This window comes from Archangium violaceum (genome assembly GCF_016859125.1).
GTDB lineage: Bacteria > Myxococcota > Myxococcia > Myxococcales > Myxococcaceae > Archangium > Archangium violaceum_A.
Map to the genome: position 1 here is coordinate 5969970 of NZ_CP069338.1, position 24699 is coordinate 5994668.

Annotated in this window: 25 protein-coding genes and 1 pseudogene; 18 read left to right on the top strand and 8 right to left on the bottom strand. The window is 68.5% G+C overall.

Translation table 11 applies throughout. The features are described 5' to 3' along the window. Nucleotides 1-213: 213 nt before the first annotated feature. From JQX13_RS25585 to JQX13_RS25595, 3 genes are all read right to left on the bottom strand, one after another. A complete protein-coding gene (locus JQX13_RS25585; RefSeq protein ID WP_239015167.1) occupies nt 214-2070 on the bottom strand; it encodes a cytochrome c/FTR1 family iron permease in 1857 nt (618 codons plus the stop codon). A 98-nt stretch (nt 2071-2168) separates the two neighbouring features. Continuing rightward, on the bottom strand, nt 2169-2648 hold the full coding sequence (locus tag JQX13_RS25590; protein ID WP_203411519.1) for a dihydrofolate reductase: 480 nt from the start codon (nt 2646-2648) through the stop codon (nt 2169-2171). Then, nucleotides 2645-3439 (bottom strand): thymidylate synthase, encoded by a 795-nt coding sequence (locus tag JQX13_RS25595; protein WP_203411520.1) that lies wholly within the window; start codon nt 3437-3439, stop codon nt 2645-2647. The genes JQX13_RS25590 and JQX13_RS25595 overlap by 4 nt, the downstream gene beginning before the upstream one ends. Nucleotides 3440-3583: 144 nt before the next feature. On the opposite strand from JQX13_RS25595, the gene JQX13_RS25600 reads away from it, so the two are divergent. Genes JQX13_RS25600 through JQX13_RS25610 form a run of 3 tightly spaced genes read left to right on the top strand, consistent with a single transcriptional unit; the run spans nt 3584 to nt 6197 of the window. After that, entirely contained in the window at nt 3584-4144 is a 561-nt protein-coding gene (locus JQX13_RS25600; RefSeq protein ID WP_203411521.1) for a cob(I)yrinic acid a,c-diamide adenosyltransferase, read from the top strand. Between the two features lie 46 nt (nt 4145-4190). Next, complete coding sequence (gene queG, locus JQX13_RS25605; RefSeq protein ID WP_203411522.1) at nt 4191-5210, top strand: tRNA epoxyqueuosine(34) reductase QueG; 1020 nt, start codon at nt 4191-4193, stop codon at nt 5208-5210. Between the two features lie 48 nt (nt 5211-5258). Beyond that, the gene (locus JQX13_RS25610; RefSeq protein ID WP_203411523.1) at nt 5259-6197 is read left to right on the top strand and encodes a DMT family transporter; all 939 of its coding nucleotides are present in this window, start codon (nt 5259-5261) and stop codon (nt 6195-6197) included. A 4-nt stretch (nt 6198-6201) separates the two neighbouring features. On the opposite strand, the gene JQX13_RS25615 is transcribed toward JQX13_RS25610, so the two are convergent. Then, nucleotides 6202-6765: a hypothetical protein gene (locus JQX13_RS25615; RefSeq protein ID WP_203411524.1), complete on the bottom strand. Its 564-nt coding sequence runs from the start codon at nt 6763-6765 to the stop codon at nt 6202-6204. A 133-nt stretch (nt 6766-6898) separates the two neighbouring features. Between JQX13_RS25615 and JQX13_RS25620 the strand changes: the two genes are divergently transcribed. After that, entirely contained in the window at nt 6899-7969 is a 1071-nt protein-coding gene (locus tag JQX13_RS25620) for a YihY/virulence factor BrkB family protein (RefSeq protein WP_203411525.1), read from the top strand. Between the two features lie 9 nt (nt 7970-7978). Here the strand turns inward: JQX13_RS25620 and JQX13_RS25625 are convergent, their stop codons facing one another. Beyond that, nucleotides 7979-8803 carry a M48 family metallopeptidase gene (locus JQX13_RS25625; RefSeq protein WP_203411526.1) on the bottom strand — a complete coding sequence of 275 codons (825 nt, stop codon included), beginning with the start codon at nt 8801-8803 and terminating at the stop codon, nt 7979-7981. 223 nt (nt 8804-9026) lie between these two features. Between JQX13_RS25625 and JQX13_RS25630 the strand changes: the two genes are divergently transcribed. The 4 genes and pseudogenes from JQX13_RS25630 to JQX13_RS25645 all read left to right on the top strand — a co-directional run bounded on the left by JQX13_RS25630 (nt 9027) and on the right by JQX13_RS25645 (nt 12792). Continuing rightward, the gene (locus JQX13_RS25630) at nt 9027-9971 is read left to right on the top strand and encodes a Ku protein (RefSeq protein WP_203411527.1); all 945 of its coding nucleotides are present in this window, start codon (nt 9027-9029) and stop codon (nt 9969-9971) included. A 291-nt stretch (nt 9972-10262) separates the two neighbouring features. After that, nucleotides 10263-11713, top strand: a pseudogene (locus JQX13_RS56495) (hypothetical protein). An 11-nt stretch (nt 11714-11724) separates the two neighbouring features. Then, on the top strand, nt 11725-12348 hold the full coding sequence (locus JQX13_RS25640; RefSeq protein ID WP_203411528.1) for a hypothetical protein: 624 nt from the start codon (nt 11725-11727) through the stop codon (nt 12346-12348). Between the two features lie 99 nt (nt 12349-12447). Beyond that, nucleotides 12448-12792 carry a hypothetical protein gene (locus JQX13_RS25645; RefSeq protein ID WP_203411529.1) on the top strand — a complete coding sequence of 115 codons (345 nt, stop codon included), beginning with the start codon at nt 12448-12450 and terminating at the stop codon, nt 12790-12792. Between the two features lie 145 nt (nt 12793-12937). On the opposite strand, the gene JQX13_RS25650 is transcribed toward JQX13_RS25645, so the two are convergent. The 3 genes from JQX13_RS25650 to JQX13_RS25660 form a co-directional block, all read right to left on the bottom strand. Beyond that, nucleotides 12938-13477: a hypothetical protein gene (locus JQX13_RS25650; RefSeq protein WP_239015173.1), complete on the bottom strand. Its 540-nt coding sequence runs from the start codon at nt 13475-13477 to the stop codon at nt 12938-12940. 136 nt (nt 13478-13613) lie between these two features. Further along, nucleotides 13614-14183, bottom strand: a complete 570-nt coding sequence (locus JQX13_RS25655; protein ID WP_203411531.1) for a Wall-associated protein precursor — start codon at nt 14181-14183, stop codon at nt 13614-13616. A 212-nt stretch (nt 14184-14395) separates the two neighbouring features. Beyond that, complete coding sequence (locus JQX13_RS25660; protein ID WP_203411532.1) at nt 14396-15004, bottom strand: superoxide dismutase; 609 nt, start codon at nt 15002-15004, stop codon at nt 14396-14398. 152 nt (nt 15005-15156) lie between these two features. On the opposite strand from JQX13_RS25660, the gene mutM reads away from it, so the two are divergent. From mutM to JQX13_RS25710, 10 genes are all read left to right on the top strand, one after another. Next, nucleotides 15157-16014, top strand: coding sequence for a bifunctional DNA-formamidopyrimidine glycosylase/DNA-(apurinic or apyrimidinic site) lyase (mutM, locus tag JQX13_RS25665; protein ID WP_203411533.1), 858 nt, complete (start codon nt 15157-15159; stop codon nt 16012-16014). Nucleotides 16015-16091: 77 nt separating this feature from the next. Next, nucleotides 16092-17945: a TIGR04551 family protein gene (locus JQX13_RS25670; RefSeq protein ID WP_203411534.1), complete on the top strand. Its 1854-nt coding sequence runs from the start codon at nt 16092-16094 to the stop codon at nt 17943-17945. 9 nt (nt 17946-17954) lie between these two features. After that, the gene (locus tag JQX13_RS25675; RefSeq protein ID WP_203411535.1) at nt 17955-18143 is read left to right on the top strand and encodes a hypothetical protein; all 189 of its coding nucleotides are present in this window, start codon (nt 17955-17957) and stop codon (nt 18141-18143) included. Then, nucleotides 18140-19381 carry a diaminopimelate decarboxylase gene (gene lysA / locus JQX13_RS25680; protein ID WP_203411536.1) on the top strand — a complete coding sequence of 414 codons (1242 nt, stop codon included), beginning with the start codon at nt 18140-18142 and terminating at the stop codon, nt 19379-19381. Before JQX13_RS25675 ends, lysA begins: the two co-directional genes overlap by 4 nt. Before the next feature lie 16 nt (nt 19382-19397). Beyond that, nucleotides 19398-20285 carry a 4-hydroxy-tetrahydrodipicolinate synthase gene (gene dapA, locus JQX13_RS25685; RefSeq protein ID WP_203411537.1) on the top strand — a complete coding sequence of 296 codons (888 nt, stop codon included), beginning with the start codon at nt 19398-19400 and terminating at the stop codon, nt 20283-20285. Nucleotides 20286-20396: 111 nt separating this feature from the next. Next, entirely contained in the window at nt 20397-21212 is an 816-nt protein-coding gene (dapB, locus tag JQX13_RS25690; protein WP_203411538.1) for a 4-hydroxy-tetrahydrodipicolinate reductase, read from the top strand. After that, nucleotides 21209-21976, top strand: coding sequence for a fumarylacetoacetate hydrolase family protein (locus tag JQX13_RS25695; RefSeq protein WP_203411539.1), 768 nt, complete (start codon nt 21209-21211; stop codon nt 21974-21976). The genes dapB and JQX13_RS25695 overlap by 4 nt, the downstream gene beginning before the upstream one ends. After that, nucleotides 21973-22497 (top strand): 2-amino-4-hydroxy-6-hydroxymethyldihydropteridine diphosphokinase, encoded by a 525-nt coding sequence (gene folK / locus JQX13_RS25700; protein ID WP_203411540.1) that lies wholly within the window; start codon nt 21973-21975, stop codon nt 22495-22497. The genes JQX13_RS25695 and folK overlap by 4 nt, the downstream gene beginning before the upstream one ends. Next, the gene (locus JQX13_RS25705; RefSeq protein WP_203411541.1) at nt 22497-23906 is read left to right on the top strand and encodes a hypothetical protein; all 1410 of its coding nucleotides are present in this window, start codon (nt 22497-22499) and stop codon (nt 23904-23906) included. The genes folK and JQX13_RS25705 overlap by 1 nt, the downstream gene beginning before the upstream one ends. A gap of 57 nt (nt 23907-23963) precedes the next feature. Beyond that, nucleotides 23964-24647, top strand: coding sequence for a TetR family transcriptional regulator (locus tag JQX13_RS25710; RefSeq protein ID WP_203411542.1), 684 nt, complete (start codon nt 23964-23966; stop codon nt 24645-24647). Nucleotides 24648-24699: the final 52 nt, after the last annotated feature.

Below are 24699 nucleotides of genomic sequence, written 5' to 3' on the forward strand. Positions count from 1 at the left end.
CGCGGCCATTTCCCCTCTCCCCCTGGGAGAGGGACGGGGTGAGGGTATCGGGTGAACCCGGGTTGAACCCCCTGTCCACACCGTGGGCCACGGGTTGAAGAACAGGCCCGGCTACCCTCACCCCCACCCTCTCCCGGGGGGAGAGGGAGCATGCCGTGCGTCGGGTGAGGCTCGATGAGACCCGGAGGAGAATCCACCCGTCAAGGGCCGGGGCTACCCTCGAGACGACGCGTCCGCCAGCCGCGTGGTGCCCCCGCGCCGCTTGATGAAGTACACGATGAGCGGGATGACCGTCAGCACCAGCTGCGGCACGAGCGTCATGGCATCCGGGAAGATGCCGAGCGGCTCGAAGGTGAAGAGGGGCAGGGGCCGCAGCGGCACCATTCCCACCTCCTGCAGGGCGCGCAATCCCTTGCCGAGCAGGATGATGGCGGTGACGACCAGCAGCACCGTGGACGCCTTGAAGAGCGTCTTCATGGGTAGCTTGTAGCCCACGCGGTTGATGAAGAGGACGAGCACGGTGAGGGCCACGGCGCCCAGGGCGCAGCCCCAGGCCACGCCGGAGAGCGAGTCGAGCGCGAGCCCCTGCAGGAAGATGGCCGTCTCCACGCTCTCGCGCAGCGCGGCGGAGAAGGCGATGGCGAAGAGGCCGGCGCCGCTGCCCTTTCCGAGCGCGCCCTGCATCTTCTGGCGCAGCTCGCCCATGAACTTGCTCATGTTGGCGCGCGCGTTGAGCCACAGCGCCGCGTACAGCAGCATGCCCACGGCGGCGAGCGCTGCCACGCCCTCGAGCATCTCGCGGTTGGCGCCGCCCAGCAGGTGCCTTCCGAAGATGAAGAGCAGCGCGCCCACCACCAGCGCGGACACCCACCCGACGTGCACCACGCGCGCATACGTCGGGGCCTGCATCTTGCGCAGCATCGCCAGCAGCGCGGCGATGATGACGGTGGCCTCGAAGCCCTCGCGCAGCAGGATGAGCAGGGTGATCCACATCACCGAGAGGAAGCCCGCGGTGGTGCCACTGCTACGACGGGCCTCGTCCAACAGGGACAGCAGGATGCGGCCCTCGTCCTGCAGATGGGGGCTCTTCTGCTCGGCGGCGAGCCGCGTGTCCAGGAAGGCCTTCTCCAGCTTCAGCACCAGGTCCGGATTCCGGGCGCGCAGCGTCGCCTCTACCGGCTCGAGCCCATTGAGGTAGGCATCCAGCAGCGCGTTGCGAGCCCCGAGCGAATCTCCGCCGGCACCCAGCTTCAGGGCCTGCTCCACGAGGTTGCGCGCCGTCAGCAGGCCGCGCTCCTCGTCCACGTCGGGCATCTTGCGGCGCAGGCACGCGAGGTGCTCCTGCCCGTGGGCCTGGACGAGCTCCGGGTCCGTGGAGTTGGCGAGCTTCTCCAACGAGGCGCGTGGCGGGTTGCCCTCGCACGCGGGCTGGCGGAGGGTGAAGACGTAGAAGGCGACGGCCCAGCGCTCCTCCTCCGAGAGGGTGGGGAAGCCGGGCATGGGCGTGCCGGGCACGCCGAAGCCCACGGTGTTGAAGGCCTTGTACGGGGTGAGCCCGGCCATGATGTCCGGGTCGTGGAAGTTGGCGGGCCTGGGCTCCATCGTCTCGGCGATGGAGACCTGCGCGCGCCCGTCCGCGCCGTGGCACGCCGCGCAGTTCTGCTGGAAGAGCTGCTCGCCGAGCTTCAGGTCCGGCGGGGTCCGCGGGCTGCGCGCCAGACCGCCGGCGAGCACCAGATCCTCCACGAGCGCCCCGCAGTCGCGGCTGACGCCCTCGGGATCCTCGGCCTTGTCCACGCGGTCCTTGATCTCCTTCAGGCGCGGCAGGAAGGCCTCGCCCCGGGGACCCAGGTCACCGGCCGCCTCGGTCGCCTCGGCGATGAAGCTGCGCTGCTCGGCCAGCTCGAAGTCGGACTTCGACTCCACCGCCATCGGGTAGTCCGCCTGGAGGTACTGGAGGATGCCCACCAGCCTGTGCCAGGTGCGACCCTCGGACGCACCCTCATCGGCGGCGACGGCGAGGGGAGACGCGATCAGCAGGGACAGGAGCAGGAGACCAGTACACTTCACGCCTACCCATCTACCAGCCCCCATCCATTACTTCAATTCTGCGAATCAAAATCAAAATGATTGAAGACAAATAGACGTCAATTCGTGGGCCGGGAGCGCTACCGCTCGTAGGTGAGGAAGGAGAAGGGCGGCTCGGTGGCGGTGGCCGGGTGGTGCTCTTCGGCGAGGAGTCTCCAGCCGGACAGGTTCACCTCGGGGAAGAAGGCGTCGCCCTCGTACTCGCGCTCGATGCGCGTGAGGTACAGCCGCTGCACGCGCTCCATTGCCTGCCGGTAGAGGTCCGCGCCTCCGCCGATGAAGGCCTCGTCATCACCGCGCGCCTGCTCCAAGGCCTGCTCCAGCGAGTGCACCACCTGCACGCCCTCGGGCGCGTAGTCCCGTTGGCGTGTCACCACAACCATCGTCCTGCCCGGCAGCGGCCGGCCGATGGACTCGTACGTCTTGCGGCCCAGGATGAGCGTGTGCCCCATCGTGAGCTGCTTGAAGCGCTTGAGGTCCGCGGGCAGCCGCCAGGGCAGGGTGTTGTCTCTGCCGATGCAGCGGTTGGAGGCCATCGCCACGATGGCGGAGAGCGTCATACCGCCACCGGCGCCTTGATGGCGGGGTGGGGCTCGTAGTCGCTCAGCGTGAAGTCCTCGTACTTGAAGTCGAAGAGCGAGCGGACCTCGGGGTTGAGCGTCATCTTCGGCAGTGGACGCGGCTCGCGCCGGAGCTGCTCGCGGGCCTGCTCCAGGTGGTTGAGGTACAGGTGCGTGTCACCCGTGGTGTGGATGAACTCGTGCGCCTGGAGCCCCGTCACCTGCGCCACCATCATCGTCAGCAGCGAGTAGGAGGCGATGTTGAAGGGCAGTCCGAGGAAGATGTCCGCGCTGCGCTGGTAGAGCTGGCAGGAGAGCCGGCCCTCCGCCACGTAGAACTGGAAGAGGATGTGGCAGGGCGGCAGCTTCATCGCGTCCAGATCCGCCACGTTCCACGCGCTGATGATGTGCCGACGCGAGTCGGGGTTCTTGCGCAGCTGCTCGACGAGCTGGGTCAGCTGATCAATGGAGCCGCCGCCGGGCTTCGGCCACGAGCGCCACTGGTGCCCGTAGATGGGGCCGAGGTTGCCCTCCGCGTCCGCCCACTCGTCCCAGATGGTGACGCCGTGCTTCTGCAGGTCGCGCACGTTGGTGCCGCCCGCGAGCATCCACAGCAGCTCGTGGATGATGGACTTGAGGTGCAGCTTCTTCGTCGTCACCAGCGGGAACCCCTGCGTGAGGTCGAACCGCATCTGGTGGCCGAAGATGCTCAGCGTGCCGGTTCCGGTCCGGTCGCTCTTCTTCGTGCCGTGGTGGAGGACGTGCTCGAGCAGGGCGAGGTACTGTTTCATGGTCGGATCGATCCTTCCGGCTCTTCCCGGGCGCAAAACGGGGAGCGGCTTCTACCTCAAACAGATGTGAGCCGCGCGACAATCGCGCCGCGAGTCCGTCTTCTGGTGGAAGTCTCGGAGGGGAGACCATTAGAAGGGCGCGCCATGAAGATCTACACGAAGACCGGAGACTCGGGAGAGACGGGCCTGTTCGGCGGAGGTCGGGTGCGCAAGGACAGCGTGCGCGTGGATGCCTACGGAGAGGTGGACGAGCTGAACGCCTCGCTGGGGCTGGCGCGTTCCCTGTCCATGCCCTCGGATCTGGACGCGCTCCTGCTGCGGTTGCAGGACCAGCTCTTCACCGTGGGGGCGGTGCTGGCCACGCCCGTGGGTACCAAGGCCTCCGAGCACATCCCCAAGCTCAAGCCCGAGTGGGTGACGGACATGGAGACGGCCATCGACGCCTTCGAGACCGAGCTCTCGCCCATGACGCACTTCATCCTTCCGGGAGGCAGCCAGGCGGCCGCCGCGCTGCACCTGTCCCGGACGGTGTGCCGCCGGGCCGAGCGTCGGGTCGTCGCGGCCATGCGCGAGGGCGAGGCCCAGCAGGAGGTGGTGGCCTACCTCAACCGCCTCTCGGATCTGCTCTTCATCATGGCGCGTATCGCCAACCACCGGGTGGGGCTCGAGGATGTGAAGTGGATACCGGAGAAGCCCTCGAAGTAGCACGCCGGGGCTCCCCTGGAGCGGCGACGCGGTTATGTATGAGCCCGTGAGTCCGCTGCCCACCGCACACCTTCGCCAGCTCTCCAAGCAGATCGGCTTCGACCTCGTGGGCTTCGCTCGCGCCGAGCCCATTCCTCCCGAGTTCCTCCTGGGATGGCTCGAGGCCGGCTGCGCCGCGGACATGGACTGGTTGGGCACTCGGGCCGCCGAGCGCCTGGATGTCTCCCTGCTCCTCCCCGGCGCGCGCACCGTCATCGCCTTCGCCACCAACTACTACCGCGATGAGCCTCGTTCCTCGGGCTCGCCCATCGCCCGCTACGCGCGGGGCCGGGACTACCACTCCACCCTGCGCGACAAGCTGAAGGCCTTCCGCAGGCTGCTCTCGGAGGCATACCCCGAGGTGCATCACTACGGCAGCGTGGACTCGGGCCCGCTGATGGAGAAGGTGTGGGCCGCGCGCGCGGGCCTGGGCTACGTGGGCAAGAACGGGTGCTTCATCACGGAGCCCTATGGCTCGTGGGTGCTGTTGTCCGCGCTCGTGCTCGACGCCGAGGTGGACGAGTACGCGGGCGGCCCCGCCGAGGACCGCTGCGGCCACTGTCGCAAGTGCATCATGTCCTGCCCCACCGGCGCGCTGCTGGGCCAGGGGCGCGTGGACGCGCGGGCCTGCCTCTCCTACCAGACCATCGAGAACCGCCACGCCGAGGTGCCCGAGTCCTTCCGCGTGGAGATGGACAACATCATCTTCGGCTGCGACATCTGCCAGGACGTCTGTCCCCTCAACCGCAGCCCCGTGTTCACGCCCAACGAGCGCTTCGCGCCCCGAGCGGTGGCGGAGCTCGGGGTGATGGAGCTGGCCGCGCTCACCCCCGAGCAGTACGCGCAGCTCATCCCTGGCACCGCGCTCGCCCGTGCCAAGTACGATGGTCTGCGCCGCAATGCCGTGTACGCGCTGGGTGCCACGAAGCAGGCCGAGGCCCGGCCCCTGCTGGAGCGCTTGAGCGAAGACCCGAGCGAGCAGGTACGTCATGCCGCACAGTGGGCACTCCGTCATCTGGATGCATAGTGTTGGGTGTTCCGGTTCACCGGCCAGTCTGCTAGGTGGCGCCGGTCCATGGGCGCATCCACCTCCGAAGCCGGTTCTTCTCGTCAGGCGTCGCTCGGCGGGGTCTATGCCGCGCTGTTCCTCCAGGTGATGATCAGCGCCGGCACGTACCTGGCCGGCAAACGGGCCATGGAGGAGCTGCCTCCCGTCACCGTGGTGCTCTGGCGCTTCCTCCTCAGCGCCACCGTCTTCTGCCTGCTGCTCGCCTTCACGCCCGGCCCCATGCTTCCGCCGCGCTCCGAGTGGCGTCGCGTGTGGATGCTCGGCCTGCTCGCGGGCCCCATCAACCAGATGCTGTTCTTCTACGGGCTGTCCCACTCCACCGCGGCCCACGCGGCGCTCCTCTACGCGCTCACCCCGCTCGGCGTGTACCTGTTGAGCCTCGCGCGTGGGCACGAGCGGGCCTCCTCTCGCGCCACGCTCGGCATCCTCACCGCGCTGGCCGGTGTGGTGGTGCTGCTGCTCGGGCGCGGACTGGCCTCGGCGCGAGGCTCGCTGCTGGGAGACCTGCTCATCCTCGCGGCGGTGAGCGCCTGGGTCGTCTACACCACCGAGGGCAAGCCCTTCGCCGCCGCTTATGGTCCGGTGCGCTCCACCTCGTGGAGCATGGTGGCCGCCGCCCTGCTCCTGGTCCCCGTGACGCCCTTCGCGCTCGCGCCGACGCGCACTCTGTCCGCCAGCGCGCCCGCGCTGGCCAGCATCGCGTACCTCGCCATCCTCACCTCGGTGGTGGCGTACCTCATCTGGTACTACGCCCTCACCAAGGTGTCCGCCTCGCGCGTCGCCATCTTCTCCAACCTGCAGCCCGCGATGACCGCGCTCGCCGCGTGGTTGCTGCTCGGCGAGTCGCTGCACTGGGAGCTGGCCGTCGGGGGCGGGTTGGTGCTCGCCGGCGTGCGGCTGACACAGAGCGCGCCCCTCCCGCAGGCGGTTCCCGTGGAAGGGTAGTGGCTCAATCCCCGTTCGGGTCCCACTCCGAGATGTCCTTCTTCTTGGGCTCCGGCGGAGGCGTCGGGCGCAGCGGTTCCGACGGCTTCGGCGCGGGAGCCGGCTGGGGTTCTTCCTCCTCGGGCTCGGACTCGGGTTCCGACTCGGGCTCCGGCTCCTTCATCACGGCCGGCTCCGTCCGGGCGGGGGGCTCCTCTTCCGAGGCCCGGTAGACACCACGGCGCATCCCATCGGAGGTCCCGGTGTCCGACGCGGGCTTCGCGGTGTCACTGTCGCGCAGGTCGTCGTCGTACGTCCTGGTCTCCCGCATCGCGGGGTCCGCCTCGCGCGCGGGCAGCGGGTCGATGTTCGCGTCCCGGAGTGTGTAGTGCCGGGTGGTGCACTCGCTCTGCTCATTCGCGCAGCCCTCGAGGCATTGGCTGAGCTGGCGGTACTTCGTCGTGCTGCCACCGTAGTCGATGGTGCAGTCCTCTCGGCATGTCTCATAGTCCTCGCGGCATCCCACGGGGATGGTTCGGTCGGGACCAGCGGCGAGCGTCAGGAAGACGACGAGCGGTAACGGATGCATGGTGGCGGGAAAGGCTAGCAGGCATGGGTGAGGGGAGGGGAGAGGAGGGAGAAGGCCCGCCCGGCCGCTCGCTGCACGACGGCTCCTCCGTACCTACCTTGCGTCTTCAACCCGGGAGATCGCGGAGGAAGGAATGCCGTTCCGCAAGCCCAGGCACCTGACGTGGCGTGAGTTCTTCAGGCGTCTCTGGGTGGAAATCGAGGAAGACGCCATCACCGAGTGCGCGGCGCAACTCGCCTTCTACTTCCTCTTCGCCCTCTTTCCGTTCCTCTTCTTCCTGGTGACGTTCGCGGCGTACCTGCCGTTCGCCCCGGGGGCCGTGGAGGCCATGGTGGCGCGGCTCGGTCCGCTCATGCCGGCCGAGGCCCTGCAGGTGGTGCGGGGACACCTCGAGTCGCTCGTCTCCGACAGCCAGCCCCGCCTCATCACCCTGGGCCTCCTGGTGGCGCTCTGGACCGCCTCGCGCGGTGTGGACGCGTTCCGCCGGGCGCTCAACCTCGCCTATGACGTCCCCGAGTACCGGCCCTACTGGAAGACACAGGGGCTCGCCATCGTCATGACGGTGGCGGGCTCGCTGGTCATCCCGCTGGCCTTCGCCCTCTTCCTCCTGGGCGGGCGCGTGGGCGAGTGGGCCGCCGAGCACCTCCACGTGCTCGACGTCTACCACACCGTGTGGACGTGGCTGCGCTGGCCCCTCACCGCGTGTCTCGTCATGCTGGTGCTGGCCCTGTGCTACTGGCGCCTGCCCGCGGTCCGGCACCGCTACCAGTTCCTCTCGCCCGGAGCGCTGCTCGCCAGCGTGCTGTGGCTCCTCACCACCTGGGGCTTCACGCAATACGTCGAGCACTTCGGCCGCTACAACGTCACCTATGGTTCCATCGGCGGCGTCGTCGTGCTGCTGCTGTGGCTCTATCTCACTGGCCTCATCTTCATCCTCGGTGGCGAGGTGAATGCCGTGCTCGAGCACGCCGAGGCGGAGGCGGCCCAGGCGGCCGGCAAGCCCTCGCCCCTTGAGGCGCCCCACCTGGTGGCCGGGGCCTCCCGTGAGAAGGGCTCGGGGAGGGAGCGGCTCGCCTTCTGGCGCCGGCGCCGGCGCATGGCCGAGCGTGCTTCTCCCGAGGTCGAGCCTCCCGCCGAGGTCCAGGAGGCTCCCGGCGAGGACTCGGCGAGAGAGGAGCGGGGAGAGCACTCCTCCCAGCACTGAGGCGCGGGTCTACTTCCGCAGACGCGCCTTGATGGGAGCCAGACGATCCGCTCCCAGCTCCGAGCCCGACAGGCCCTTGGACGAGATGTAGCTGTTCAGGTGCTTCACGCGATCCGCGCTGGGCGGGTGCGTGCTCAGCCACTTCATGAAGCCCGGCGTCTTGCCCTCCTGCGCGGCCAGCTTCTGGAAGAAGGTCACCAGCCCGTGCGGATCATAGCGCGCACCCGACGTGTACTTCGCGCCCAGCTCATCCGCCTCCGTCTCGTTGCCGCGGCTGAAGGCCAGGCTCGTGCCACTGCCCGCCAGGCTCGCGGCGATCTGCGACACCGTCCCCGAGTTCTTCCCGAGCGCCGCGTCGATCAGCGCCTGCTGGCCATACTGGAGCATCAGCGCCTGCGCCGAGTGCCGGCCCGTCACGTGACCGGCCTCGTGGCCCATCACGCCCGCCACCTCGGCCTCGTTGTCCGCCGCCAGCAGCAGCCCCGTGTACACGTACAGGTAGCCGCCCGGCGTGGCGAACGCGTTCACCGTCTTCGGATCATCGATGACGTGGATCTTCCACTTCACGTTCTGACGATCCTTGTTCGCCTGCTGGAGGATGGGCGTGGACAGGTTGCGCACGTAGTCCACCACCACCGGGTCCTCGAGGTACTTGATCTTCTCCTTCGTCTCGAGCTCCTGCTTCACCTGCGCGCCGAGCTGCGCCTCCTGCTCGTCGGAGATGAGGATGGACGCCGCCGTGCGTCCCACGTTCATCTTCTTGACGGAGGCGCAACCGCTCGTGAGCCCCATGGCCACCGAGAGAGTCAGTACCGCCGAGAGAATCCGCTTCATGCTTCGCCTTCCTTGTCCTGGTGCTGCGCTGCTGGGATGACCCGGCGTCGTACCCAGCGTTCCGGGGACTCGGCAAGCCCCGCGTGCCGGGAGGTGTTCTGGAGGGACTCCCGAGCAACCGTCCCTGCGGGCCCCTGGCCGTGTGTGCGCAGTGCCTTGTCGCTCATTGGGACAGTCCGGAACTTAGGAGACGGCGCCCCGTCGGGTGCCAGGGAGGCCCCTCATGTCTCGACCCGTCTGGACCGGCTCGCTGGGGTTCGGGCACGTGCACGTCCCGGTGCGGCTCTACGCGGCCGTGTCCCCCAGGCAGGTGCAGTTCAACCTCCTGCACGACGCGGACGGTGCCCGCATCCAGCAGAAGCGGGTGTGCTCGGCCGATGGCGAGGAGGTGCCCTTCGAGCACGTGGTGAAGGGCTATGAAATCCGCCCGGGGCGCTACGTGGAGGTGACGCGCGGCGAGCTCGAGGCGTTCGATCCCCAGGCCAGCCGCACCGTGGACCTTGAGGACTTCATCGAACTCTCCGAGATCGATCCCATCTTCTTCGACACCACCTATCACGTGATGCCGGGCGAGAATGCGTGGAGGCCGTATGCGACCCTGGCCATGGCGCTGCGAGCCTCGGGCCGAGCGGGCATCGGGCGGCTGGTGATGCACCTCAAGGGGCACCTGTGCGTCGTGTGGCCGCACGGACGAGGGCTCGTTCTCTCCACGCTGCACTATGCGGACGAGGTCGTCTCCCAGGAGAGCTTTTCCGAGGTGTCCCTGCCCGGCCCTCGTCCCGTCGAGCGCGATGTGGAGGCCGTGCTGAGCGTCATCGAGGCGCGCACCGTCGCCTTCGAGCCCCAGCGCTACCAGGACATGCACCGGGAACGGCTGCTCGCCTTCCTGGAGCGGCGGGCCCGGAAGCACGGGCTGCGCGAGGTGCCTCCCGAGGCTCCCGCGCCCGAGAGGGAAGAGGCGCCGCTCGCCAACGGGGAGGGCAGGGGAGCTGGGCGGGCTCCTGAGATGGTGCGTGGCGAGGTGAGCGAAATCCCGGCACGGGGCTCGTTGCGGCTGAGTCAACAGGCGGCTCGCGAGGTGCGGGAGCGGACGCCGCGTCAGGGCCGGAAGAAGACGGTGGGGACGCGGGCCGGGACGCGTCGGAAGAAGGGCGACTCTGGACGCTGAGCCCCGAAGCGACGACGGCGGATGGGCCCTCATCGTTCATGGATGGGGTTACGGAGAAGGAGGCCCGCAGCACTTACGCCCTCATTCTGTGGGATGCAGCTCGCCAGCGCACTGTCACTCTGGGCAACGTGACGTTCCCGTAGCGCCAGACCGCGAGGGGACGCCCCACCTTCGCGACCTACCTACTGCATCCTGCATGCGATTCCATACCCGTAGACTTGACGGGCGCACACGGCTTTCCGTGTAGTTCCGGAGCGACGGCTTGCCCCGCGTCGCTTCCGGAGGTGCGCCGTGTCCACGCGTCTTCTTGGCCTGCGCCCACCTGACGCTCGGCTGCGCCCCTTGCTGGGGGGCTGGTTTCTCCTCGTCCTCTTCCTCCAGGCATCCTGCGCCACGCGCACGCCACCCGGCAGCCTCCTCGTGGGCTACCGCTTTCACTCGCTCACGCCTCCACCGGCCCTCAAGGAGCCTGTGGCCCCCACGGCAGAGCCCGGCCTCGAGTCCGCTACCGTGTACGCGGTGGACTTCATGGAGCCCGGCAACGTCGCTACTCGGCCGGTGCCCATACCGAGGGCCGAGTTCCAACAGGCGTTCCAGCGCCTCGCTCGCGACGTGCGGTTGAAGCGAAAGTCGCCGCGCGAGGCCGCCCACGAGTTTCTGAGCCTTGTGGCGACGAAGCCGGACGACCCATGGGTCACCATGACGGGTTACTGGGAGGTGGAGCAGCACTACCGCTCGGCCCCCACCTGGACACCCCTACGTCAGGATGGCCCGGTTGAGCTCATTCCCGAGGCCGAAGCAGCCCTCAAGCAGAAGTACCTGAAGTGGTGTGAGCACCAGGGTGGCGGCGACTGCCTCGGCCTGCTGGCCTCGAGACGGTGTACGGGCTGATGGACGGCTGGGCCCGCATGGCCGACACGGCGCACCACGCCACCACCCTTGAGGAACTGCGCACGGCGGGCGAGGAATTCGGCGAGGTGCTGGGCGAGGATGCGGCCCGGGCCATGATTCTCGCCGTGTCCACACTCGCTGGGCACTCGCTGGGGCAGGTGGTGGCGCGAGTGAAGTCGCTTCCGCGCTTCAAGCTCGCGGGGGCGCAGTTCGAGGCGCAGGGCGGCGCCGCCGTCACGGGAAGCGTCGAGGCAACGGAGGCGTCTCTCGTGTCGGAAGGAGCCCTAGCCAAGGCCATTGCGGCGGTGGAGACGGTAGCCACCTCACCGCAGGGCTCCATGGCCATCGTCATGCTCAAGAAGGGGACGGGCTCCCGAACTGGGCAGGCCCCCGGAGGCCGCTCCGCGGAAACCGTCATTCGCCACCGGGGCGGCAATCGACAGGTGGAGCTCAGCGACGGGCAACGCTGGCACCTGCCTCGGGGCAGGTCGGCCGCGGACATTCCCGCCGAGGACAAGATTGGCGACATGCTGCAGGAGGCCGTCACCAAGGCTGCCAAGAAGTGGGGGCCCGACAGGCTCTCGCGCAACGAGCGAGAGGCCATCGACGAAGCCCTGAAGAAGGGCGAATACTGGCTGGCGAGACTGCTGGAACGCGAGGCCCGGGGGCGCTACGTGGAAAACGAGGTGCGAGATCAGTTCCAACACCTCTACAACTTCAGCCGGAACAAAGGGATCGATGTAGAGGTCCCCGGAGGCTACAAGTACGAGATTCTCTCCGGGACGGACTCGAATCTAGCCCGGCATGGCAGGCGCATGGCGGGCGAGTTCTTCCGGATGCTCACCTTCTGAGAGTGCGGCGCATGCTCTACAATAAGGTCTTCTACCAGGGCCAGGAGATCGAGAACGAACGACTGGAGCTGACCGACAAAGGCTCGCTCTACTTCCTCGGCTCCGGGCTGACGCTTCGAAACTGCACGGTCGTCGTCAAGGTCTCGGGCAGGAACCTGTTTCTGACCGGCTCCCGTTTCATCGACTGCACTTTCGAGGTGAAGCAGGAGTTGAAAAACCACCAACAGTGGGTGAAGGCCTCCCTGAAGGGGTGCCGCATCAAGGGGCGGCTGACCGGGTGCGACTTCGGGCACTGGCCTGATTACGGCACAGGTTGGGAGCACGGGGCCATCGAGGACTGCGACTTCACCGAGGCCCGCCTGGATGGCTGCCGCATCATGGGGTCGGACCCAGCCACCATTCGCTTTCCCAAATGGCCCTGCTTCACCATCCTGGACCCCATCAGGCGAGCCCGCGAGCTCAACAGCGTCCAGTGGCCGGGAGGTTTTCGCCCCATTGTCGTGGAGGGTCAGTACAGGGATCCTCCCTGCACAACGGCAGTAACGCTCTACGCTCCGGCCCTCGCTAAGCGACGCGAGACTACCGAGGAAGCATTCAGAGCGGTCGTTGAGCAGTTCGACTGCATCGTCTATTGACGAGACCGTGCGGACAGTCGCCCTGTCGAAGGGCCACGACGCAGCGACAACTACCGTGGGGAGGAGGGCGTCACCGCAGGGGTGGGGGGCGGAGAGGGGTTGAGGCGGACGGGCCCGCCGGAATCCAGTCGCGGGTGTTGCCGCGCCGGCGCTCGGGAGGACGGTGGCGAGCGCGCTGGTGAGGGCTACCGCACGCGTGGCGAGGCTCAGCAACTCAAGCGCGAGTTCTCCGTCACCATCGTCGATCCCATCGGCCACGGGCGTGAGCTGATGAGCGTGAAGTGGCCGGGCACCTTCCACCCGGTCACCCTGGAGGGCCGATATAAAGAGGTGCCTTCCTCGGTCGCGGTGTCGTTCTACGCCCCGGCCGAGGCGAAGCGCTCGGGAACCACCGAGGCGGAGCTCAAAGCGGCGATTGAGCGGTTCGACTTCATTGTCCGCTGATGAGCACCTGCGGGGCCGATGATGGCCCCGCTCTCGCGACCACCGCCGCCGCGGTGATGATGGTGCCCATCGGCATGGTGCTCATCGCCCAGCTCGAGTCCGGCGAGGGCCAGCGGCTGGAGCACTTCGGCGCCGCGCTTGGCGCTCAGGCTATCGGTAGGGGGGCGGGCCCCAGGTTGGACGGGTCCCATACATACTGCTCGGTGGGCGTGAGCACCATGTTCGTCAACCCGTGCCGATTGATGAAGTCCTTGAAACGCTCGGAGACGACGATGACGCCCTGCATGCCACGGGGGCGGAAGATGTCCTCTCCCCCCCAGGTGCCCGGTTCCAGGATGAAGCCGTTGATGGCCTCAATGCCCGTCGAGCGGCATTCCGAACAGCTGTGGGGCTTGGAGAAGCGCACGCGGTTGAGCACCAGGTCCACCGCCGCTCGGCCAAAACAGGGCGAGACGACGTAGTAGCGAGGCACGGTGATGGGCTTGCCAGCTTTCTTCTTCCTGGCGCGTACCCGGAGGACCTCGACGGGGTGGAAGCCCTCCAACCCTGTGAGCCCCTCTGCACGGAAAGCCTCCGTGAATGGCTCGGAGATGAGCTGTGCGTACCCAGGGCCTCTGATGAAGTCCCCGAGTTCCTCCCCGTGCAGCTCCAGCTTGACCCGGTAGGGAGGAAGCCAGGTCCGCATCCCGATGATGTCGCCGCACTGTGGGCAGCGAGGCGCATCCGCGCGGTTGACGGGGTCGACTGTTTCAACATCGGTATCGTAACGAGACCCGAGGGCGCCCTTTGTCAGGACAAAGAAGCGCGGGGATGCAGAGGCTTCAAAACCCATTGGGGAACCTCTCTCTCATCTCAGGGCGGCTGTAGATCTCGCGCAACTTGTTCATGAACTCCTTGTATGTGGCCTTGCCGTTCTGGGTGAGCCATTCGATGACTTCATCATCCACCTTGCGGTGCCACTCCTGATAGCCGCAGTGCGCCTGCTCGTCCTTGGCCCGAGCCACGAAGCGTGGGTCCCGAGGCTTGAAGAGTCCATTGAGCGTGGCGTGGTTCTCCAACTCCCTGGCAATGCGCCGGGAGATGGGATGGTGCTCCTGGCCTTTGCAGTGGGGTGGCTCGGAGGACCCCAGCGAGTGGGACAAGGCCTCCGCCGTCGCCTGGAGTTGCTTCTTCTTGTTCTTGTCTCCCTCCCGCGCCATCTGCGAGGTCTGCTCCAGCGCCCCGAGCATCCCCACCACCTCGTCCAACACCTCTGCCGCCTTGAGCGGATCATCCCCCGCGAGTGTGACGCAGGCATTCACCATGCCTTGCTTGCAGTTGCACACCACTGACATCTCGCCGGGTGTACACGGCACCTGCGTCAGCAGTACGACCAGCAATGTCGAGAGCATGATTCTTCTCCCTCGGGGCTGTTCCGGCAGAGTCGGGCGGGGGTGGACCTATTTCTCAAACCGGCTCCTACCAGGGGTCAACCACAAGGGGACCGGACTGGTGAGGCCAGTTGGGGGGAGCGCAATGAAGATGGAGTAACCGCCCAAAAAGGCGACGGCGGATGGGCCCTCGTGGAGCCCACCCGCCGCCGGGGACAACGGCTTCCGAGGGACTACTTCTTCAGACGGCTCTCGCAGGCCTCGAAGTCGATGTTCTGGAAGTAGGCGTCCACGTACCTGGCGCGCTCGAACGGCTTGTAGTCCGGCACGAAGGCGTGCTCCCACGCGTCCATGACGATGATGGGCGTGTAGCCGGCGATGTTGCCGTTCTCGTGCAGCGTCACCCAGTGGTTGGACAGCCAGCCGGTGCGCGGATCCTGGAAGGTGATGGCCCAGCCGATGCCCGGCGCCGTTCCCACGGCCTTGAAGTCCGCCAGCCAGTTCTCGTAGGAGCCGAAGCTCTGCTCCATGGCCTGCTTCAGCTTGCCGCCCGGCGTGGTCGCGCCGCCCGGCTTCATGTTGCCGAAGTAGTACTCGTGCAGGACCATGCCGTTGTACTCGAAGCCCATTCGGCGGGTCATCTCGGCATAGGCCGGGTTGGCACCCGCGGCCTCTCCCTTGGTCTGCATCCCCGAGAGCAGCTCGGTCAGCTTGTTGGTGCGGTTGACGTAGCCCTCGTACAGCTTGAAGTGCGACTCGAGCACCGCGTCGCTGATGCCCTTGAGACCCTTGAGGTGGGTGAACTGCATCGGCGTGTACTTCTTCTGCGGCATGTCGGCCATGTGGGGCCTCCGAGTGCGAGGAAGATGAGGGTGGGAAGGGACCCTTCTACGGACCGAAGCCGCCTTCCGGGAGGCCGTTTCGCGCAGATGTAAGCGCGGTAACACGTTGGACATGCGCCGCGCTCGCGAAGGGTGTAATTCCGCACGCCGCCATGCCCGAGCTTCCCGAAGTCGAAATCGCCCGGCGCAACCTCGTCCATTGGCTGGACGGTCGCCGCGTCGTGCGCGCCGAGGCCGATGACTCCCGCGTCTTCCGCGGCGCCCGCAGGGAGGACTTCGCCTCGCTCCAGGGCCGCCTGGTGTCGTTGGAGCGACGCGGCAAGTACCTCCTCTTCACCTTCGAGGGCGGCCGGGGTCTGCTGGCCCACCTGGGCATGACGGGCCGCTTCGTCCGTCGGCCCGAGGGGGCCGTGGTGCCCTACAGCCGGGCCCGCTTCCACCTGGACTCCGGGGACGTCATCCACTTCGCCGACTCGCGCCTCTTCGGCCGGATGGAGCCCTGTGCCGCCTCGCGGCTGCACGCGCTGGAGGCCGTGAAGGTGCTGGGGAGGGATCCGCTCGCCGATGGTCTCACCGCCGAACAACTCCAGGAGGCCGTGGGAGACTCCCGCCAGGAGCTCAAGGTGGCGCTGATGGATCAGGGGCGCGTGACGGGGCTGGGCAACATCCATGCCGCCGAGGCGCTCTACCGGGCCGGCCTCCACCCCGCGCGCAAGCCCGCGACCCTCACCCCCGACGAGTGGCGGCGGCTGGCCGACGCCATCCACGCCTCCATCACCTTCGGCCTCGAGGAGCAGCAGGGCGAGGAGCCCGCGTACCTGGAGGACGGCGCGGAGAACCGTTTCCTCATCTACGGTCGCGCCGGGACGCCCTGTGCCCGATGCGGAGCGACGGTGGAATCCTTCACCCAAGGAGGCCGCACCACCCATTGCTGCCCCCAATGCCAACCGAAGAACCCTGGCCGTAAACCCCCGGACGGACGTGGGAAGCGGGGTGCTCGCCGTCGTTGACACCCCCGGCGCACTCCGCTTGACTCGCCCGCCCTTTGCACCCGCCGCACTCGCGCGGCACCGGAGAAGAATTCCCTATGTCGTCCAACGTCCTGCTGGCGGCCCTGCTCGTCGCCTCCGCCACGGCCGCCGCCCAGACGCCGGAGCCTCAGACCGGGACTCCGGCTCCCACCCCGGAGACCGCTGCTCCCGCAACCCCGGAGACCGCTGCTCCCGCAACCCCGGAGACCGCCGACTCCACCGAGGAGCGCATCCGCCAGGAGGTGGAGAAGCGCGTGGAGGCCGCCAAGCAGGAGATGCGTGAGGAGATCCGCGCGCAGCTCGCCACCCAGAGCCTCGCCACCGACTGGCAGGAGGAGTGGGTGGAGGAGAAGCGCAAGCTGGAGCTCTTCACCCTGGACGGTTACTACCGTCTGCGGCCCAACCTCTATTACCAGTTCGACCTGGGCAAGGTTCAGGATCGCCGGCTCTTCCCGTCGCCGCGCGCCACGGAGTCGACCCAGTCGGGCGCCGACATGCGGCTGCGGCTGGAGCCCACCTTCAACATCTCGGAAGAGGTGAGGGTGAAGACGCAGATCGACGTGCTGGACAACGTGCTGCTGGGCTCCACGCCCTCGCAGAGCTTCCCCGGCGACGGCTTCTACCTCTTCGACATCTTCAACGACTCGCAGGTGCCGCCCAAGTCGGCCCTCAACGCGCTCAAGGACTCCATCATGGTGCGCGAGGCCTACGGCGAGGTGTCCACGCCGGTGGGTCTGCTGCGCTTCGGCCGCATGACGGCGCACTGGGGCATGGGTCTGTTGCGCAACGACGGCAACTGCCTGGAGTGTGACTTCGGCGACGTGGTGGACCGTGTCATGTTCGTCACGGAGCCCTTCAACGGCTTCTACGTGACGCCCATGCTGGAGTTCAACACCGAGGGCCAGTACGCCTACCCCAATGGTCCGCAGAGCCAGCCGGTGGACGTCACCAACGCGGATGACACCTTCAGCGTGGTGCTGGCCATCGCGCGCCGCGACACCCCGCAGCAGGTGAAGGCGAAGCTGGACAACAACCAGGGCGTGCTCAACTACGGCGTGCACTTCAGCTGGCGCACCCAGCGCTACGCGGCCTCGGGCCTCTACAGCAGTCCTCCCACGTACAACCCGGACGGGACGGTGGGGCCGATGCTGGGCTTCGTGCCGCGCGGCTCCGAGCTCTACATTCCGGACGTGTGGCTGCGCTACGAGGAGAAGAAGTTCCGCCTGGAGTTCGAGCTGGCCGCGCAGATCGGCTCCATCGACAACCGGGCGCAGACGCTGGCCGAGGCGACGGACGTCAACCAGAACCAGCGGCTGGACATCGTGTCCTTCGGCGGCGCGGCGGTGGGCGAGTACCGGCTGCTCAACGGGCAGCTCAACCTCCAGATGGAGCTGGGCTTCGCCTCGGGTGACCGGGCGCCGGGCTTCGGGGCCTTCCCGGGCCGGAACCGTCCGCAGCGCGCGGGCTTCTTCACCCAGCCGGGTGACTTCGATGGCCCGCAGTACAACTGCGGCCTGGGCGGCTGCCGCGACAGCTACATCCGCAACTTCCGCTTCAACCGCGCCTACCGCGTGGACAACATCCTCTGGCGTGAGCTCGTCGGCGCCGTCACCGACGCCTTCTACGCCAAGCCCACCATCCGCTACACGCTGACCCAGGGCTTCGACCTCTTCGGCAGCGTCATCTACTCGCAGGCCATCTACGCCGAGTCCACGCCCTCCAGCACCGACCGGCCCCTGGGCTTCGAGACGAACGTGGGCGCCCGCTACGAGACGGAGGATGGCTTCGTGGCGCGCGTGGACTGGTCCGTGCTCTTCCCGCTCAATGGCCTGCAGGAGTTGCAGGAGGCCAACCAGCGCGAGCTGGCCACGGCCCACGCCATCCGCGGCACGCTGGGCATCCGCTTCTAGGAAGACGTCATGCTCCGGCCGCGCGCGCTCGTCGTGCTGCTCGGACTCGCGCTGGGGGGGGCGGCCTGTGGCATCAAGGGCCCGCCCCGTCCGCCCGAGTCGACTCGTCCCGCCGCCGGGGAGACTCCTCCGCCGACCGATGTGTCGCGCGGCCCGCTGTCTCCCTCGGCTCCTCCTTCCGACGCTGGAACTCCGTGAATCACTTCGCCTACCGCAAGCGTGTCCTGCACGCCGAGGAGGTGCCCCTGCCGGCCATCGCCGAGGCGGTGGGCACCCCTGTCTACGTCTACTCCACCGCCACGCTCCGCCGGCACTTCCGGGTGGTGACGGAGGCCTTCGGCTCGCACCCGCACCTGGTGTGCTACGCGGTGAAGGCCAACTCCACCCTGGCGGTGCTGCGGCTGCTGGCCGAGGAGGGCAGTGGCTTCGACATCGTCTCCGGCGGTGAGCTCGCCCGCGTGAAGGCCGCTGGCGGCGAGCCGGGCAAGACGGTGTTCGCCGGCGTGGGGAAGACGGCCGACGAGATGGCCCAGGCCCTCTCCGCCGGCATCCTCTTCTTCAACGTGGAGAGCCCCGAGGAACTGGACCTGCTCGACGCCGTGGGCCGGGCCCAGGGCAGGCGCGCTCCCTTCGCCGTGCGCGTGAACCCCAACGTGGACGCGCGCACCCACCGACACATCTCCACCGGTCTGAAGACGTCCAAGTTCGGCGTTCCCTTCGAGGAGACCGTGGCCCTCTACGCCCGCGCCAGGCGGATGAAGGGCCTCCAGGCCGTGGGGTTGGACTGTCACATCGGCTCGCAGATCACCCGCACCGCGCCCTTCAAGGCCGCGCTCGGCAAGGTGGCCGGGCTCTACAAGGAGCTGAAGGCCCAGGGCCACGCGCTCCAGTACCTGGACGTCGGCGGCGGTCTGGGCATCACCTATACCGAGGAGACGCCCCCCACTCCCGCCGAGTACGCGCGCACCACGCTGTCCGTCGTGGGCGACACCGGCGCCACCATCATCTTCGAGCCGGGCCGGCTGGTCGTGGGCAATGCCGGGGTGCTCGTCACCCGCGTGCTCTTCCGCAAGAAGACGCCCGCCCGGCAGTTCGTGGTCGTGGACGCGGGCATGAACGACCTGATGCGCCCCGCCCTCTATGACGCCCACCATGGGTTGCAGCCGGTCGTCCAACGGCGCGGTCAGGAGGTGGAGGTGGATGTGGTGGGGCCGGTGTGCGAGTCCACCGACGTGCTGGCCCGCCAGCGCAAGGTGGTGCTCCCCAAGCAGGGGGAGCTGTACGCGCTGATGACCGCCGGGGCCTACGGCATGAGCATGGCGTCCACCTACAACTCGCGGCCCCGGCCGGCCGAGGTGCTGGTGGATGGGGCCGCCTGGCGGGTGGTGCGTGAACGGGAGAGCGTCGAGGATCTCTGGCGCGGCGAGCGGCCCTGAACATATAAGCCGCTGCATGAGGACCTTCGAAGGCTCGATGACCGCGCTCGCCACTCCCTTCCGGGACGGGGCGTTCGACGAAGCAGCCTACCGTGCGCTCATCCGGCAGCAGATCGCCGGAGGGACGAGCGTGCTCATCCCCATGGGCACGACGGGTGAGGCGGTGACCATGTCCCCCGACGAGCGCTTCCGCGCCGTCCGCGTGTGCGTGGAGGAGGCGGCGGGGCGGGTTCCCGTGGTGGGCGGGGCTGGCTCCAACAGCACCGCGGAGACCATCGAGGGCGTGAAGCGCGTGCGCGAGGCCGGGGCGGATGGCTCGCTCATCGTCACGCCCTTCTACAACAAGCCCACGCAGGCGGGCCTGGTGGAGCACTTCCGGGCGGTGGCCAAGGCGCACCCGGGCTTCCCCATCATCGCCTACAACGTGCCGGGCCGCACCGGCGTGGACCTGCTGCCGGAGACGGCGCAGCGGATGTGCGACATCCCCGAGGTGGTGGCCATCAAGGAAGCCACCGGGAGCATGGCTCGCGCGGTGGACCTGGTGGAGAAGTGCGGCGAGCGGCTGACGCTGCTGTCCGGTGATGACTTCACCGTGCTGCCCTTCATCGCCTGCGGGGGCAAGGGCGTCATCTCCGTGTCCTCCAACGTGGCGCCGCGCATGATGGCGGACCTGGTGGCCGCCGCGCGCGCGGGGCAGCTGGAGAAGGCCCGGGAGCTCCAGGTGCGGATGAACGAGCTGCACCGGCTGCTCTTCATCGAGTCCAGCCCCATTCCGGTGAAGTGGGCCCTGCACAAGCTGGGACTGTTCGGACCGGAGGTTCGCCTGCCGCTGGTTCCGATGACCGAGCCCAACGCGAAGAAGCTCGAGGCCGAGCTGCGCAAGCTGGGACTCCTCCAGGGCTGAACCCGGGAAGCGCCAGACCCTCACCCCCGCCCTCTCCCGGTGGGAGAGGGGGTAACACCACAACTCCCTCTCCCACCGGGAGAGGGTCGGGGTGAGGGTACCGAGGACACCATGATCCGCACCGTCATCACCGGAGTCACCGGCCGCATGGGCGGCACCCTGCTGCGTCTCGTCCGCGACGCCAAGGACCTGGAGCTCGTTGGCGCCACCGCGCGCCAGGGCTCCGCCGCCGTGGGTCAGGACGCGGGCCAGGCCTCGCGTCTGGGGACGCTCGGTGTCTCCGTGGGCGACGACCTGGGCCGGGTGCTCGATTCGGCGCGAGCCCAGGTGCTCATCGACTTCACCAGCGCGGAGGCCAGCGTGGCCCACGCGCGCCAGTGCGCCGAGCGCGGCGTGGCCATGGTCATCGGCTCCACGGGCTTCACCCCCGAGTCCCGCGCCGAGGTGGCCGCCAGCGCGAAGTCCATTCCCGTGGTGCTCGCCCCCAACACCTCCGTGGGCGTGAACGTGGTCATCCGCATGGCCGCCGAGCTCGCGCGCGTGCTGGGCGAGGGCTACGACGTGGAGGTGCTCGAGGCCCACCACCGCATGAAGAAGGACGCGCCCTCGGGCACGGCGCTGAAGCTGGCCGAGGTGCTCGCCTCGGCGCTGGGGCGCGGGCAGGAGGATCTGACCTTCGCCCGGCAGGGCCAGATTGGCGCGCGCCCGAAGCAGGAGATCGGCGTGCAGACGCTGCGCGGTGGTGACGTCGTGGGCGAGCACACCGTGTATTACTTCGGCGAGGGCGAGCGCATCGAGCTCACCCACCGTGCCACCAACCGGGACCAGTTCGGACTCGGGGCGCTGCGAGCCGCGCGCTGGGTGACGGGCCGCTCACCGGGGCTCTACGACATGGCCGACGTGCTTGGCTTCCAGAGGACGTCATGACGACGCGTTATTGCCGTTTCCAGGACGAGGGGCGTGCGCAGTACGGCCGCATCGAAGGTGACGAGGTGGTGGTGCTCTCCGGGGCGCCGTGGGCGGGCGGGACGGAGACGGGCCGGCGCGTGGCGCTGAGCGGCGTGTCGCTGCTCGTGCCCGCGGAGGCCTCCAAGGTGGTGTGCATCGGGCAGAACTACCGCAAGCACGCCGAGGAGATGGGCAAGCCCGTTCCTCCCGAGCCCCTCATCTTCCTGAAGCCCTCCACCGCGCTCAACGCGCACCGCTCGCCCATCCAGATTCCCAAGGCGAGCCAGGAGGTGCACTACGAGGCGGAGCTGGGGCTCGTCATCGGCGAGCGGCTGAAGAACGTGGACGAGGCCACCGCCGCTCGCGCCATCTGGGGCCTCACCTGCATCAACGACGTGACGGCCCGCGACATCCAGCGCCGCGAGGTGCAGCACACCCGCGCCAAGAGCTACGACACCTTCGCCTGTACCGGGCCGTGGATCGTCACCGGCCTGTCCCCGGCGGACCTGCGCATCCTCTGCCGGGTGAATGGGCAGGTGCGACAGGATAGCCGCACCTCCGACATGATCTTCGGGCCTGCCCGGCTGGTGTCCTTCATCTCCCACATCATGACCCTGCTGCCGGGCGACCTGGTGAGCACGGGGACGCCCTCGGGCGTGGGCCGGCTGGTGGCCGGGGACACGGTGGAAGTGGAGCTGGAGGGAATCGGGACGCTGTCCAATCCTGTTGAGATGGAGCCTTGAGCGCCACCGTCTACGTAGGGCTGGGCTCCAATGAGGGAGACCGCGAAGCCCAACTCGTCTCCGCCCTGGAGGCGATGTCCCGCATCGATGCAGTGGCGGTCCTGCGCTGCTCGTCGCTCTTCGAAAGCGCGCCCGTGGGTCCGCCCCAGCCGCACTACCTCAACGCCGTGGTCGAGCTGGAGTGTTCGTTGCCACCCCAGCGGCTGCTCTGCATCCTCAAGCAGATCGAGCGCGACATGGGCCGCTACCCGGCCGGTCCGCGTTGGGGACCGCGCCCCATCGACCTGGACATCCTCCTCTGGGAGGGTGAGGTGGTGGCGGACCCCAACCTCCAGGTGCCCCACCTGGAGCTGCACAAGCGGCGCTTCGCCCTGGAGCCCCTCTCCGAGCTCGCTCCCGACATGGAGCACCCGGTGCTTCGCATGACGGTGTCCGAGTTGCTCACCCAGCTCTCGCCGCAGGACGTACGCCGGTGCGTGGCCACCCAGTGGCCCGAAACCCTTCTCCCGGTAACTGAGTGATGACCCTCTCCCTCGCCCTGGCCACCGCGGCCCTGCTCGCCGCCGAGCCCTCTTCCCTGCCCTCCGGTCACCCGCCCATCGGCGCGGAGGCCAGGGCCCCGGCCGCTTCCTCTCCCAGCACGGGAGCGTTGCCCGAGGGCCACCCGTCCTTCGGTTCTGGCTCGACGGCCCCGGCGTCCGCGGGAGCGATGCCGGAGGGCCACCCGCCGATGACGGGCCGGGCGCCGCCCACCGCCGAGGAGCTGCTCGAGCAGCTGGACGGGATGCAGGGCCTGCGCGAGCGGGAGAAGACGTTCGAGATCGCCTCGTCGCTCGGCAAGCTCTACTACACGAACGGCCGGCCGGCGGATGCCATCCCCTATTTCCTCCAGGCGGAGGAGCGGGCGAAGGCGACGCGCGAGCTGTTCCTGGCGCAGCGCAAGAAGCTGGGCAGGGCCGCGGTGCAGAGCCCCGAGGCGGCCAACTGCGGCTTCACGGCGCAGATGCCGGTGGAGCAGATGGCGGCGACGGCTGCGGAGCGCGCGAAGAAGGGCGACACCGCGGGCGCGGCGGCCTGTGCGCGCGCGGCGTTGGAGCCGGTGCTGGAGGTGGAGTCGATTCACGCCAACGCGCTCTTCCTCTCCGGGGACGCGGCGGGCTCGCTGAAGGTGTACGAGCGGGTGCTGGAGGTGGCGCCCACGTACGCGGACGCGCTCTTCGGGCGCTCGGCGGTGCTGTACGAGACGCGGGGCGAGGACCTGAAGGCGCTGCAGTCCGCGCGCGAGGGCTTCGAGGCCTTCCTGGCGGCGCACCCGGACTCCACGCGGGCTCCGCTGGCGCGCAAGCTGGGCCGCATGGCGGACGAGGCGGTGAAGGCGGGCGGCATGGAGAAGTGGCGGGCCTCTCGCGCCGAGGACCGGCGCATCCGGGCCTCGAAGCTGAACCTGTCGACGGGCGGTCCGATGATGGCGCGGGGCCCCATGGCGGGTGGCCAGGGCGGGCCGATGGCGGGCGGAGGTGACACGGCGGCGCCCACGCTCTCGCAAGAGACGATGCAGGCGATGCAGAACGTCGAGCACACGCCGGAGCTGGAGGCCCAGCTCACGCAGACGGTGGAGCAGGGTGAGGCGATGCTGGCGACGGGTCGCTTCGACGAGGCGCTGGCGGCGTACCGGCAGGTGATGCCGCTGCGGCCGGACGGCCGGGTGAAGGCGGGCCTGGCGTGGACGTTGATTGGTCTGGGCAAGCCGACGGCGGACAGGGTGTGGGGCGTGGCGGTGGGGACGGATCCGGCGGCGGTGGATCAGCTCGGCGAGACGCTGAAGGCCAAGGGCGACCTCAAGGGCGCCAAGGCGCTGTGGACGAAGCTGGCCGCCTCCGCGCCGGACTACGCTTCCCGGGCCTCCCTCCAAGCCAAGCTGAGCCAATAGAAGGCCCGAGTGCTTTGAGGACTGGCCAGGGGGCTCGCGAGCCCTCACCATGGGGTCGTGAGTACTCGTCACGTCTTGGGCAGTGGCCGCGCGGAGATCCTGGCCGCTGCCACGAAGGAATTCGCTGACCGCGGCTACGCGGGAGCAACGACCGCGGGCATCGCCCGGCTGGCGGGTGTCACCCAGCCCCTGGTGCACCACCACTTCGGCTCGAAGCAGGGCCTCTGGGACGCCGTCATCGAGGAGCTCTTCAAGGAGCTCCACACGCTCATCCAGGAGACCCTGAGGGAAGTGGAGGGGTTGGACCGGAGGACCCGGCTGGCGCACCTGCTGCGCACCGCCGTGCTCTTCAGTGGCCGCCGTCCGGAGTTCTCCCGGCTCGTGCGCACGGAGAGCAGCGCCGGGGGCGAGGCCTTCGATCTCATCTTCGAGAAATGGCGCAAGGGCCCGATGGCCTTCCTCCTCAACGAGCTCTCCGCCGCGACGGAGGATGGGACCCTCCGTCCCATCGACGCGAAGTTCGCCTACTTCGCCCTCATCGGGGCCATCACCCAGCCCTTCGCCGAGCCCAGGGCCGCCCAGCGCTCCTTCGAGCTGGACACGAGGGACGAGCGCGTCATCGCGCGCTACGCGGACTTCGTGGTGGACCTGGTGCTGCGCGGGCTCCTCGCTCCTCAGGAGTCCTCTCTTCCAGACGAGTCCTCGCAGAAGGCCCCCACTCCCCGCCGGAAACGGGACTGACACGCCACGTGCGGTTGACGCGGCGCGTGAAGGTGCTTATTACTCAATAAGG

Excerpts from the sequence above, each read along its gene's own strand:
- JQX13_RS25590 (WP_203411519.1), bottom strand. The coding sequence starts at position 2,648 with ATGACGCTCTCCGCCATCGTGGCGATGGCCTCCAACCGCTGCATCGGC.
- JQX13_RS25595 (WP_203411520.1), bottom strand. The coding sequence starts at position 3,439 with ATGAAACAGTACCTCGCCCTGCTCGAGCACGTCCTCCACCACGGCACG.
- JQX13_RS25600 (WP_203411521.1), top strand. The coding sequence starts at position 3,584 with ATGAAGATCTACACGAAGACCGGAGACTCGGGAGAGACGGGCCTGTTC.
- JQX13_RS25610 (WP_203411523.1), top strand. The coding sequence starts at position 5,259 with ATGGGCGCATCCACCTCCGAAGCCGGTTCTTCTCGTCAGGCGTCGCTC.
- JQX13_RS25615 (WP_203411524.1), bottom strand. The coding sequence starts at position 6,765 with ATGCATCCGTTACCGCTCGTCGTCTTCCTGACGCTCGCCGCTGGTCCC.
- JQX13_RS25620 (WP_203411525.1), top strand. The coding sequence starts at position 6,899 with ATGCCGTTCCGCAAGCCCAGGCACCTGACGTGGCGTGAGTTCTTCAGG.
- JQX13_RS25625 (WP_203411526.1), bottom strand. The coding sequence starts at position 8,803 with ATGAAGCGGATTCTCTCGGCGGTACTGACTCTCTCGGTGGCCATGGGG.
- JQX13_RS25630 (WP_203411527.1), top strand. The coding sequence starts at position 9,027 with ATGTCTCGACCCGTCTGGACCGGCTCGCTGGGGTTCGGGCACGTGCAC.
- JQX13_RS25640 (WP_203411528.1), top strand. The coding sequence starts at position 11,725 with ATGCTCTACAATAAGGTCTTCTACCAGGGCCAGGAGATCGAGAACGAA.
- JQX13_RS25650 (WP_239015173.1), bottom strand. The coding sequence starts at position 13,477 with ATGCGGACCTGGCTTCCTCCCTACCGGGTCAAGCTGGAGCTGCACGGG.
- JQX13_RS25655 (WP_203411531.1), bottom strand. The coding sequence starts at position 14,183 with ATGCTCTCGACATTGCTGGTCGTACTGCTGACGCAGGTGCCGTGTACA.
- JQX13_RS25660 (WP_203411532.1), bottom strand. The coding sequence starts at position 15,004 with ATGGCCGACATGCCGCAGAAGAAGTACACGCCGATGCAGTTCACCCAC.
- mutM (WP_203411533.1), top strand. The coding sequence starts at position 15,157 with ATGCCCGAGCTTCCCGAAGTCGAAATCGCCCGGCGCAACCTCGTCCAT.
- JQX13_RS25670 (WP_203411534.1), top strand. The coding sequence starts at position 16,092 with ATGTCGTCCAACGTCCTGCTGGCGGCCCTGCTCGTCGCCTCCGCCACG.
- JQX13_RS25675 (WP_203411535.1), top strand. The coding sequence starts at position 17,955 with ATGCTCCGGCCGCGCGCGCTCGTCGTGCTGCTCGGACTCGCGCTGGGG.
- dapA (WP_203411537.1), top strand. The coding sequence starts at position 19,398 with ATGAGGACCTTCGAAGGCTCGATGACCGCGCTCGCCACTCCCTTCCGG.
- dapB (WP_203411538.1), top strand. The coding sequence starts at position 20,397 with ATGATCCGCACCGTCATCACCGGAGTCACCGGCCGCATGGGCGGCACC.
- JQX13_RS25695 (WP_203411539.1), top strand. The coding sequence starts at position 21,209 with ATGACGACGCGTTATTGCCGTTTCCAGGACGAGGGGCGTGCGCAGTAC.
- JQX13_RS25705 (WP_203411541.1), top strand. The coding sequence starts at position 22,497 with ATGACCCTCTCCCTCGCCCTGGCCACCGCGGCCCTGCTCGCCGCCGAG.